Annotated in this window: 1 protein-coding gene and 1 pseudogene; one reads left to right on the forward strand and one right to left on the reverse strand. The window is 36.8% G+C overall.

The window, feature by feature from the left end; genetic code table 11:
• Nucleotides 1-174: 174 nt before the first annotated feature.
• Nucleotides 175-702: a lactoylglutathione lyase gene (gloA, locus tag L647_RS0100530; RefSeq protein ID WP_024609480.1), complete on the reverse strand. Its 528-nt coding sequence runs from the start codon at nucleotides 700-702 to the stop codon at nucleotides 175-177.
• Nucleotides 703-954: 252 nt separating this feature from the next.
• On the opposite strand from gloA, the pseudogene L647_RS0100535 reads away from it, so the two are divergent.
• Nucleotides 955-1,177, forward strand: a pseudogene (locus L647_RS0100535) (hypothetical protein); the annotation flags it as partial.

Below are 1,177 nucleotides of genomic sequence, written 5' to 3' on the forward strand. Positions count from 1 at the left end.
CTTTGGTATTGCAAGTGGTAAGGGTATGGCTGAGTTGTTTTCATCGCATCCACCGCTTGATGCACGAATAGACGCACTGCGTAAATAACGTTTAAATATTACTTACTACATAACCAAAAGCCTGCATTAGCAGGCTTTTTTATGTGTAATATTTTTGTTATCGAGAAATAATAATTACTGAGAAAGAATAATTTCAGTAATACCCTCAGCCGAGAGTATTTCAATCCAGTAACCGTCAGGGTCTTTAATAAAAGCTAAGCCTTTCATTGAGCCATCATCTGGTTTTTTTACAAACTCAACATCGTACTTTGCAAAACGCTCAGAGGCTTCGTAAACATCCGGTACGCTAATCCCAATATGACCAAAGCCTTTAGGTTCTTGGTTGCCACTGTGGTATCCCTCAAAGCTGTCGTCGTTTTCAGTGCCCCAGTTATGGGTTAACTCAATTAACGCAGGGCGACGAAATACCCATTCAGCTTTAGTTTTATCATCGCCCTCTGGCAGCGTTTGCTCGTATCCTAAAAAGTACAATGTAAATTTCATACCAGGAAAGTCATACTTACCTAACAGCTTCATACCTAATACATTTTGATAAAATTCTAACGAAGGTTTTGGATCCTTAATACGCAACATAGTTTGCTGCATAACAAAGCCTTGAGTAGCTTGTGCAACTTGTTCTGGAGATTCGTTATAGTTAGACATGGTGATCCTTACTGAAAATTATAAAATAGGGTGTAAGTGTTTCTTGCGCCATGATAATCAACACACACGTAAATTAAAACCATCTCTGTAAATTTCAATACCTAATAATTATATTGTTATTTTAAACAGTAGCTTATAAATAGCCCTCGTTATTTTCTAAGCCATTTTCCTAGGCTAGTTAGGAATATGGATGATTTTTTACCTACTGAATTACTAATAAACTATTTATAACTAGCATGTTAGGTAGAAAATATGATTTTAATGGATGAAAACATAACAGAATTTGGCAACATGAGCGTGTTGCTTCATAGCGCAAGTGCAACAAGCTATTGTATAGAGTGGTTTAGCAAAATGACTGGAGCGTCAATTATCTTAACCCGAACAGATACTAGTAAATACTTAGTTACCAGAAAGTGGGCAATAGGACGCGAACTAGAAGATGTTTTAAGTGAATTTAGCCGTGCTAACCAAGCCA

This window comes from Pseudoalteromonas sp. TB64 (genome assembly GCF_000498095.1).
Taxonomy (GTDB): Bacteria; Pseudomonadota; Gammaproteobacteria; order Enterobacterales; family Alteromonadaceae; genus Pseudoalteromonas.